Raw genomic sequence first — 11011 nt, 5'->3', positions numbered from 1 at the left:
GTCTAAATTTTAGTCAGTAATTTTTAAACCTGCCTATACTATTTGAGTACGCGTAACGATGTTACTTAATTGGTAAATATTTAAGCTTATTTGATTATTGGTATATCTTCAAATTTAATAAAAATTTATATAGAACTTGACTTACAGAATCTTACGCCCAACTATTATTTCTCTAACTTCTAACATAGCGGAATAGGTTGGAATTATATATAAAGTTTCTGCTTCTGTTGTTAAACTTAGAGCCATTTTTATAGCTTGGTTTAAATTTTCTTTAACAATTAGATTAATTGTATTTTCTTGGCTTGTTAAACTTTGCTGACTATACTTCAAGCGTAAAGCCATGTCATAAGTTCGGTCACCACTTACTATAAGATTGCCTCCTAACCTTACTAAAAGTTCTGTGTCTACATCCCAAATCCAAGAAATATCTATACCATCAGGAATTCTATCATTTAGGATCAATAAAGTTGTTGAAGAATGCTTTTCCTTTTTTGAATTATTTACTATTTTTATAGTTTCATTCATACCTACAGGATTTTTTGATAGCAGAATACAAACCTTTTTGTTATCAACAATTAGTTCTTCTGCTCTTCCAAAAGCTGGCTTAAACGTTTTAATAGTATTGCAAATTTCAGGAAATTGAACACCAAGTTTTCTAGCAGCTAATCCTGCAGCTAATGTATTATATTTGTTATAAATACCAACTAGTATTTGTGGCCAATCTTTACTGATAAGTGCTAGTTGGCTTTTCTTAAAATTACATCTAGGACAATGAAAGTCTCCTAAATGAGAAAGATAAAATCCTTGATAACTTAAGATATGACCACAACTTGGACAATATATTGAATCTGCTGCATGGGGAATTTCTTCTAAATATTGCTCAGGTTCTGACAAACCAAAATAAAAAGTTTGTTGAAATAATTGTTGACCTAAATGAGATAAAGTTGGATCATCAGCGTTTAAAATAATTGTTGTTTCAGGTGAAAGAGAACTAATCGCTTTCTGCCAAGCTAAGCTTATCGAATCAACTTCTCCATAACGATCTAATTGGTCTCGAAATATATTTAAACCAATAATTATCTTAGGCTTACATTCTTTTAGTAGTAAAGAAATAATATTTTCGTCTACTTCTAAAATTGCAAAATCTGTGACTAAGTTTCCTGTTATTGTAGTATTTTCTAGTAATGCTGTAACTAAACCGTTTAGTAAGTTAGCTCCAGTCCTATTATGGGTAACCCTCCATCCCTGATTCTCTAAAATAGTTCTCAACAAAAGAGACGTTGTCGTTTTACCGTTTGTCCCAATAACTACAATAATTCCTTCAGTAACTTGTTTACACAATTCTGATAAAGTTTTAGGATAAAAACGAAGAGAGATTGCTCCAGGTAGAACACTTGCAGCTCCTAATTTAAAAAATTTAACAATAAAAGTTACGACTTTAGCTATTCCTATTGCTAAAGCTAATTGAATATTATTTAACATATACACTATTTAAGTAATGTTATTATAGTAATCCGAAAATTGTCTAAAACAATAATGAAATAAGTAAAAGAAAATTAATAAACGGAAAGTTTTAGCAGGAGATTAATTTTAGATAATTATTTTATTGTTAATAATATAGTTAAGAGTGTGTAAACTAATATACTAGATATACACATTTAAGATAATGATATAAATAATTTATGTTTTCACATCTAGAAAGTACAAATTATTAAGGTATTGGTGGTGCAAGAGAATAAACAATTGTTATTAAATAACGATGCCCTAAAAAATAAATTGAAAGAAATTCCACTGGAACCCGGCATTTATTTAATGCTAGATAAACAGGAAGATATCCTTTATATTGGTAAATCTAAACGTTTAAGGGTCAGGGTTCGTTCTTATTTTCAGGAAGGAAAGTATCATACTCCTCGCATTAATTTAATGTTGCAACAAGTTAACAACATTGAATTTATTGTTACTGATACAGAAGTAGAAGCATTAGCTTTAGAAGCTAACTTAGTTAAGCAATATCAACCACATTTTAATGTACTTCTAAAAGATGATAAAAAATATCCCTATGTTTGTATTACTTGGTCTGAAGAATATCCAAGAGTATTCATTACTCGTAAAAGGCGATTAGGAAATAAACGAGATCGCTATTACGGGCCATATGTAGATACTCATAAATTGCGAAAAACACTAAGTCTCATTAAGCGTGTCTTTCCTTTACGTCAAAAGACACGTCCATTATTTAAAGATAGACCTTGTTTAAACTACGATATTGGTCTTTGTCCTGGTGTTTGTCAGAAATTGATTACTTCGAATAGATATCATAAGATTGTTGCGAAAGTAGCAATGATATTTCAAGGTTGTACTGAAGAGTTGGTGCAAAGATTAGATACTCAAATGAAGCTATATGCTACACAGTTAAAATTTGAGCAGGCAGCACAAACAAGGGATCGAATTGAAGCCCTTAAAGAACTTAGTATAGATCAAAAAGTAGTTCTACCAAATGACACAATCTCACAAGATGTAATCGCTTTAGCCTCTGATGATAGTTATACTTGTGTGCAACTATTTCAAATTCGTGGAGGACGCTTAATAGGTCGCCTAGGATTTTTTGTTGATAACATTCCTGGCACATCAGGTAGCATATTACAAAGGGTTTTGGAAGAACACTATTGGCAAGTAGAACCAATAGAAATACCAAATGAAATTTTAGTACAATACGAACTTCCTAAGATAGATATTTTTACTAACTGGTTAAAAAGTAAGAAAGGTAAAAAAGTCACTATTACTGTTCCAAAAAAGCAACAAAAAATCGAAATTATCAATCTAGTTCAACGTAATGCAACATATGAACTAGAAAAAACACAAAGAGATATGCAGCAGAACTTATTCTCTTTGCAAAATTTAACTCAAATATTAAATTTGGAAGAAATTCCCTACAGAATAGAAGGTTATGATATTTCTCATATACAAGGATCTAACGCTGTTGCATCACAAGTTGTTTTTATTAATGGAATTCCAGCACAACAATCTTATCGTCATTACAGAATTCAAAATACTGCTATCAAGTTAGGTCATTCTGATGATTTTGCATGTCTTGCAGAAGTTATTAGTAGGAGATTTCATTCCTATCGTAATTTAGCAATAGAAGATTTATTGAAATTAGAAGATTACCCAAACTTAATTCTAATTGATGGTGGTAAAGGGCAACTTTCTACAGTAGTGAAAGTTTTAAAAGACATGAAACTTTTTCCTTTATTAAAAGTTATTAGCTTAGCAAAAAAACACGAAGAAATATTTCTGCCAGGAAATACTGACTCTTTAATAACTGATTCAGAACAGCCAGGTTTAAAGTTATTAAGAAAAATCAGAGATGAAGCACACCGTTTTGCTATTAACTATCATCGTCAACGACGTATTAAGCAAAGTCTTTCTTCTCAATTAGATAATATATCTGGTTTAGGACTTCGAAGGCAAAAAGAACTTCTTTTGTTTTTTCACTCCGTTGATTATATTAGAGAAGCTTCTATTGAGGATTTAAAAAAAGTTCCAGGGATAGGCTATTCTTTAGCGAAAGAGATTTATAAATATTTTCATCCTTATTAAAACTGAAGAGACTATGAAAATATACTTTCTTGAATTTATACAGGAAATCTTTTTAATTGAATTACTGCTTTCTCTGCATTTTGAATTAAAGAAATAGAGAGACCTGGTGTATGAGGTATTTGAGATAATAAATCAATTGTGCGTCTTAGCAAACGTACTAAATCCCCTTCATCCAAGCTGGTATTTTTACATAAATCTTGCCAATCTTCTCCTAAAGCCCATCCCTCTACTAACCCTATTAGTTTTAACTCTAAGTAAATAGGAATTGTTATTTGATAACGTTTTTGTACTTTATTTAATAAATCATAAATTTTATTAATATTAATCGTATTATCTTCAGAGCTGCTAAGTATACTTAGTACCTCTGGGGATGGTAAATAATTTGTCCAAGTGTCAGGACGTAACGTTTCTGTAATCATTGCACTAACTAATCCTGCTAAATGATGAGAATGTAAATTATCCAATATTCCTGACATGAATACTATTCCTAACCACAACTCATTTTCTCCCCGAAGGGTAGCAGTAGCTTGCCCCAATACTGTAGGAGTATAGTTTTCCAAAGCGCCAAGATCGCGTAAAACTTCTATTAAATTAAGAAATTCTTGCCAGTAATATGAACGATTAGATTGTAATTTTTGAAATTTAATTTGTTTAGAATATAATTTTTCTTTCAATTCTAGTCTTTCATAATAAGATTTAAATAATTGTGCAGTGTTTTTTCTATTAATAGAAAAAACACTTTTTAAAGATTTTTCAATATCATTAATTTTGTTTTGTTGATTACTTATCTCTTGTGGAATGATACTATGAAGCTTGTATTTCTTCATTGCTTGATGCACTTCAAGACAGGTACAATCACCTTTAGGTCCCCTTCCAAAAGAGAGTTGTTCTATATCAGGAAGTTTTAATTTATCTATTAAAAAAGTAGGTAAAGAAAGGTTACAAATACTAGCAATATCTTCTTGTTTAACTAAATACCAGTAATTATCATTCCCTAAGCAAAGTAAGTTAATATTTTGATCTAAAGAAACCAAAGTAACAACAGTAGCTAAACAAGAAGTTGGAAGTTTTAGTTTCTGATTCTTAAGATATAGTAAATCTCCTGGACTTAGTTTTTTTATCTGGGTAGAGATTTCTTTTTTCCGTTTCTTCTTGTTTTGATAATGTAAGATCTTTAAAAGTCTTTTTTCTTCTTTTAAACAAGTATTTATGGTCTCATACTTTAAGATATCTTTTTCTTTAACATCTCTTAACTGAATATCTAGTTTTTTTAATTCTGTATTTAAATAGATAATTTCCTGTTGTTCTGGTCTTAATTTTAATTTAGCTAAATATTCAGCAAAACTTTTTTCTAAAAGATCTTTTGTTTCTTGAATTGTATGCTTTTGCAATAAGTTCAATACCATACCATAAGAAGGTGTAAAACAACTTTCAAGAGATTCAGATTGTGAGGTAGCAAGATAAGCAGCTTCTGCTGGTCCTTCAAAAATTGTCTGAACAACTACTACATGTCCTACTTTGTCCATTCCTCGACGACCTGCCCGACCAGCAATCTGCAAAAATTCAGAGGAAGTCAACATGCTATGGCCAGTATCTATACGTCTTGATAAAGTAGAGATCACTGTCGTTCTCGCAGGCATATTAATTCCTGCTGATAAAGTGGCTGTAGCAAATACTACTTTAACTAGTCCTGCCTCAAAAAGTTGTTCTATTAATTCTTTCCATGCTGGTAAAATACCAGCATGATGAGCTGCAATGCCTCTTGTTAAGGGTTCAAGCTGATCTGCTCTAACTAAATTACATAAGTCAGCAAGTACTTGAAATAAGTAAATTTTAGAGTCATTATTATTAGCTAGATAAGAAAATAACAAAGAGTGGGCTGAAAAAGTTTTTAAAAAATCTTTTAATCCTTTATATAGTGTTAAATTTTCTAAGGCTATAATTTTTAAAAGACTTTTTTGTAGATTTGGACTATCTGCCAAAAAAAAGATAAGTAAGTTATATTGCAATGTATGGGCTTCTTCAGGAGAGACAAGCATAAGACTATGCAATGCTTGCACAGCTTTATCACATTCACGACGACTAAAAATAATATAGATGGATGGTAATAGCTTTCTTAGGTAAAGCTGTTTAACAACTGTTAAGGGATCAGGACAATCTCCCCTTTTAGCACGTTTTTGTTTATCTTTTGAGACTTGATATTTTAAAAGTGGATTTAAAGTAGACTTCTCAGAATTTAAAAGAGGAAACAAGCCATTCCGTTGGCTAAAATAAAATCGTAGAGGTACTGGTCGAAAATCTGAGTTAATTAGTTTACATAAGCTAATTAAACTTTTTTCAGAATTTGTATTAGAAAAAGATGTTCGTACTTGATTAATCCATTCAGTCAATTCTTGAGGATTACCAATAGTTGCAGAAAGAGCAACTAATTGGATATTTGGTGGACAATAAATAATAGATTCTTCCCAAACTGTTCCACGACCACGATTACTAATATAATGACACTCATCTAAAACTACTGTAGCAACATTTTCCAACGATGTTCCTACCTCTCCTATAGGAGTTTCATAAAGCATATTACGGAATATTTCAGTAGTCATTATGACAATAGAAGCACTTGGATTTAGTACAGTATCTCCTGTAATTAACCCCACCATACTTTCATTGATTTTTCCATTTTTGGTAGCAAATTTTTCTCGAAAATCTCGGAATTTTTGATTAGAAAGAGCTTTGAGAGGTGTGGTGTAGAAAACTCTTTGCTTAAGATTTAATGCACGATAAATAGCATATTCGCCAATGAGTGTCTTACCTGAACCAGTAGGAGCACATATGACGACAGATTTTCCTTTATTTAAAGCAGTAATAGAATCTTGTTGAAATTTATCTAACCGAAACGGAAATAGGTTTTTAATATTTAGTTGAAGAGAATCTGAAAATTGTTTCACTCAAAATCACACATTAATCCATTAAAGATCAAAATTCAATTACATTGTAAGATAAAAACTCGTAAATGACTTGTAGAATTTTTGATATAAACATTAGTAACTTTTTTAAAGAAAAATTACTAATGTTTATATAAAGTTAATTGATGGTGTTTACAAACCAAAATTTAGAAGATATTAAATATATTACTTCATGTTGGATATTTTAACTACTAATATTTTTTAAATAGGATATTAATAATAAGGGAGAAAACATTTGTATTATTATAGCTAGCTATGTTGATCAAGTTATTGCATAGATTTAAAATTTAAAAAAAATATTATAGATAAATTGATATTCCAAATTTTTATAGATTGTTCCAAAAATCAGAGATAATTAACAATGATAAATTTTAATGATAAAGAAATAGTAGTGGAATTTCAGTATAAACCAGCAGAAATTGAAAAGAAATGGCAACAAGAATGGATTACGCAAGGATTAGATAAAACTTTAGAAAATAGTAGAAGACAAAAATTCTATGCTTTATCAATGTTTCCTTATCCTTCTGGTAATTTACATATGGGCCATGTACGAAATTACGTGATTACTGACGTAATTGCTCGTTTTAAAAGATTGCAAGGATATTCTGTTTTACATCCTATGGGATGGGATGCTTTTGGACTTCCAGCTGAGAATGCGGCTATTGATAATGGTATTTCTCCTGAAGAATGGACAAAGAAAAATATTGCAAAAATGAGGCAACAGCTTCAAACATTAGGACTATCTATAGATTGGGAAAGAGAAATAACAACTTGTTCACCTGATTATTACAAATGGACACAATGGTTATTTTTAAAACTTTATAGAGCTGGATTAGCTTATCAAAAAGAAGCAACTGTTAATTGGGATCCTATTGATCAAACTGTTTTGGCAAATGAACAAGTAGATGCAGAAGGGTATTCCTGGCGTTCAGGTGCTAAGGTAGAAAAAAAGCTTTTATGTCAATGGTTCTTGAAAATTACCGATTACGCTGATCATTTGTTGAATGATCTCGACACTTTAAAAGGGTGGCCTGAAAGTGTGAAGCTAATGCAAGAAAATTGGATAGGTAAGTCTTTAGGAGCATATATAAAATTCCCTATAAAAGATACTGAAGAAAGTATATCTGTTTTCACTACTCGTCCTGATACTATCCACGGCGTAACATACCTAGTCTTAGCGCCAGAAAATCCTTTGGTACCAAAAATATCTAAGTCAGAATATAAAGAAAAAATAAAAGAATTTATTGAAGAAATAATTAATGAAAGTGAAATTGAGCGTACTGCAGACAATAAACCACTAAAAGGAATTTTTATAGGAGCAAAAGTAATTAATCCTTTTAATGGTGAAGAAATACCTGTATTTATAGCAAGTTATGTACTTGTTGATTATGGAACAGGAGCAGTGATGGGAGTTCCAGCTCATGATAATCGTGATTTTAAATTTGCTAAAGAAAATCAACTACCTATTAAAGTTGTTGTTATTCCCAAAGATTTTGATTTGAAGGAGACTGCTCAGTCACCTTTGGAAGAAGCTTATGTAGATACAGGTATTATAGTTAATTCTAAACAATTTAACGGAATGCTTTCAGAAGATGCAAAAGCTGCTGTTACTGAGTATGCAAAGAAAAATTCTATTGGAGAAGCTAAAATACAATATCGATTAAGAGATTGGTTAATTTCTCGCCAACGTTATTGGGGTTGTCCCATTCCTATTATTCATTGCTCTAACTGTGGTAGCGTAGCTATTCCTGATTCTAATTTACCAGTAGAATTACCAAAAGACGTAGAATTTACTGGACGTGGAAGTTCTCCTTTAGCTAGTTTGGAAGAATGGGTTAATGTTACCTGTCCTAACTGTGGCAGCCCTGCAAAACGCGAAACAGATACAATGGATACATTTATTGATTCATCTTGGTATTATTTAAGATATACCGATTCTACAAACTCTCAAGAAATATTTAATTCTAATAAAGTTAATTATTGGATGCCAGTAGATCAATATGTGGGAGGAGTTGAGCATGCAATCTTGCATCTTCTATATTCTCGCTTCTTTACAAAATTTTTGAAAGATCAAAAACTAATAGATGTAAGTGAACCTTTTCAAAATCTTCTAACACAAGGAATGGTTCAAGGAATAACATATAAAAATTTAAAAACAGGTAAATATATTCCTCTCAATCAAGTAAATCCTGAAAATCCAATAGATCCTAGTACAGGAGATGTTCTAGAAGTTTTTTATGAGAAAATGTCTAAATCTAAATATAATGGGGTAGACCCACAAGAGGTATTAGGAAAATATGGAGCAGATACCGCTAGAATGTTCATATTATTTAAAGCACCTCCAGAAAAGGATTTAGAGTGGAGTAGTTCAGATGTTGAGGGACAGTTTCGCTTCTTAAATAGAGTATGGCGTCTAGTCAGATCGCATATAAAAAATAGGGTTAATATAGTCAAAAATGAAATATTAACTAAAGACGAGAAAGATTTAAAACGCTTTATCCATACAATCATTAAAGATATATCTCAAGATTTAGAAGAAAATTATCAATTCAATACGGCAGTCGCAGAATTAATGAAGTTAAGTAACATACTTAATGATTTTAAAGATGTTAACTCTTCAATATATCAAGAAGGTGTAGTCACCCTCTTGATATTGCTGTCACCTTTTGCCCCTCATATTTCTGAAGAGTTGTGGCATAATCTAGGGTATAAAGAATCGATTCATCTACAGAAATGGCCAACAGTTAATAATGAAGCTTTAATTTTAGATGAAGTTACTATAGTAATTCAAGCTATGGGGAAAACGAAAGGAACTATTCAAGCTCCAGCAAGTGTTACTAATGATGAGCTAGAAAAGTTAGTACGTAATTCAGAAACTGGTAAACGTTTGCTAGACAAAAGAGAAATTAAAAAGATTATTATAGTTCCTCAAAAATTAATTAATTTTGTATTTGTCAAATGAACTTACGAATAATTTTATGAGTTCGTCTAGCAAAATAATAATATATATTATTTACTTTTATTATTAATAGCCGTCCTAAAGTATAAATGTTAGTTTACGTTTTCTATTTACTAATACTTATACTTTTTTATGTATATCATTCAGTTAGAAATTCCGTAAAAAGGAAGATTAAGTTATCTTTGCAAAACTAGACTATTTTTTATGGTACTTTATCTGATCTTTAATATGTTGAGTTTATGATATTTTCTACATATCATCTAAAGCAGCAATACCAGGCAACATTTTATCTTTTAATAATGCTAAACTAGCACCTCCTCCTGTAGATATATGACTTACTTTGTTAGCAACCCCTATTTTATTTATTGCAGCTACAGAATCACCACCTCCAATAATAGTAGTAGTACCTTTTTCAGTCAGTTCAACTAAAGTATGAGCAATTTTTTGAGTCCCAATAGCAAATTGATCAAATTCACATACTCCCATAGGGCCATTCCAAATCACCGTTTTGCAATTCTTCAAAGTTTCCCTAAAAGCTTTAATAGACTGATGACCGATATCTAGTCCTATCCAATTATCTTTAATATTATTAATACTTGTAGTCTCAAAAATAGCATCTGGAGAAAAACTATCTGCTATAACTATATCATTAGGTATTATTAACTCTACACCTTTTGCTTTAGCCTTTATTTCTAAAGATCTTGCTAAGTCCAATTTTTCATCTTCAACTAAAGATTTACCTACGTTGAGTCCTCTAGCTTTATAAAATGTAAATATCATTCCTCCACCAAGAAGTAATTTGTCACATTTATCAAGTAAAGCTTCAATAATATCTATCTTATTAGAAACTTTAGAACCTCCTATAATAGCTGCTAGAGGACGTTGAGGATTATTAACATAATCATTAAGATACTTAAGTTCTTTCTCAATTAAATATCCTGCAACATTAAACTTTACATGATGTGTTATTCCTTCAATGGAAGCATGAGATCTATGAACAGAGGCAAAAGCATCGTTAACATATATATCTGCATAGCTAGCTAATTTCTGTGCAAATTCAAAATTATTAGCTTCTTCTTCTTTATGAAAACGAAGATTTTCTAATAAAGCAATTTCACCATCTTTTAAATTATCGATAATTTTCTTAACAGAACCGTCAATGCATTCATCGCACATTATTACTTTTTTTTTCAAAAGTTTAGACAAATGAATTGCGATAGGGGCTAAACTCATGGAATCAATTATTTTTCCTTGAGGACGTCCCATATGACTACAAAGAATAACTTTTGCTTTCTGAGAAATAAGTTTTTCAATAGTGGGTAAAGCTGCACGGATTCGAGTGTCATCCACAATTAATTGATCTTTCATAGGAACGTTAAAATCAGTCCGTACAAGTACTCGTTTTCCTGTAATCTCCTGTTCTGACAAGTATGCCAAGGTTTTCTTAGACATTAGAAAGTTTTTTAATAAAAATTAAATAATACTTTAAAAA

At 30.8% G+C, this 11011-nt stretch carries 5 protein-coding genes; 2 read left to right on the top strand and 3 right to left on the bottom strand.

Annotation, left to right across the window (positions count from 1 at the left end):
* Positions 1–141: 141 nt before the first annotated feature.
* Entirely contained in the window at positions 142–1488 is a 1347-nt protein-coding gene (locus tag LPC16_RS01670; protein WP_229637505.1) for a Mur ligase family protein, read from the bottom strand.
* Between the two features lie 237 nt (positions 1489–1725).
* Here LPC16_RS01670 and uvrC point away from each other — a divergent pair, with 237 nt between their 5' ends.
* Positions 1726–3597: an excinuclease ABC subunit UvrC gene (gene uvrC / locus LPC16_RS01665; RefSeq protein WP_229637695.1), complete on the top strand. Its 1872-nt coding sequence runs from the start codon at positions 1726–1728 to the stop codon at positions 3595–3597.
* Positions 3598–3632: 35 nt separating this feature from the next.
* On the opposite strand, the gene LPC16_RS01660 is transcribed toward uvrC, so the two are convergent.
* A complete protein-coding gene (locus tag LPC16_RS01660; protein WP_229637504.1) occupies positions 3633–6542 on the bottom strand; it encodes a DEAD/DEAH box helicase in 2910 nt (969 codons plus the stop codon).
* A gap of 379 nt (positions 6543–6921) precedes the next feature.
* Between LPC16_RS01660 and leuS the strand changes: the two genes are divergently transcribed.
* On the top strand, positions 6922–9522 hold the full coding sequence (gene leuS / locus LPC16_RS01655; protein WP_229637503.1) for a leucine--tRNA ligase: 2601 nt from the start codon (positions 6922–6924) through the stop codon (positions 9520–9522).
* A gap of 246 nt (positions 9523–9768) precedes the next feature.
* Here the strand turns inward: leuS and LPC16_RS01650 are convergent, their stop codons facing one another.
* Positions 9769–10971 (bottom strand): phosphoglycerate kinase, encoded by a 1203-nt coding sequence (locus LPC16_RS01650; RefSeq protein WP_229637502.1) that lies wholly within the window; start codon positions 10969–10971, stop codon positions 9769–9771.
* Positions 10972–11011: the final 40 nt, after the last annotated feature.

The sequence above is a fragment of the cyanobacterium endosymbiont of Braarudosphaera bigelowii genome (assembly GCF_020885515.1).
GTDB lineage: Bacteria > Cyanobacteriota > Cyanobacteriia > Cyanobacteriales > Microcystaceae > Atelocyanobacterium > Atelocyanobacterium thalassa_A.
Note: the sequence above shows the minus strand (reverse complement) of the source record. Positions and strands in the feature narration are given on the sequence as shown.